Here is a 236-nt window from a genome sequence, read left to right as displayed (position 1 = left end):
GTGCTGCACGTCGCTGCACATGCGGGCGGCGAACTGAACGGTGAAGCGCTGTTGCAGGGCATCCTGCAAGTCGGATTCCAGTTTGGTGAGATGAACATTTTCCATCGCCACCTTAGCCCAGCCGGCAGCGGTCCGGTGCTGTTTAGCCTGGCGAACATGGTGAAGCCGGGTTCATTCGATCCGGAACAAATGGGGAATTTCTCTACGCCTGGCGTCTCGATCTTCATGATGGTGCC

1 protein-coding gene is annotated in these 236 nt (G+C 57.6%); it reads left to right on the top strand.

The genetic code is table 11. The annotated features are described in order from the left end of the window. On the top strand, positions 1-236 hold a 236-nt coding region (locus tag KVT28_RS26835; RefSeq protein ID WP_305801837.1), incomplete at both ends, for a cell division protein ZipA C-terminal FtsZ-binding domain-containing protein.

Source organism: Pantoea sp. GbtcB22, assembly GCF_019091025.1.
GTDB lineage: Bacteria > Pseudomonadota > Gammaproteobacteria > Enterobacterales > Enterobacteriaceae > Pantoea > Pantoea leporis.
Note: the sequence above shows the minus strand (reverse complement) of the source record. Positions and strands in the feature narration are given on the sequence as shown.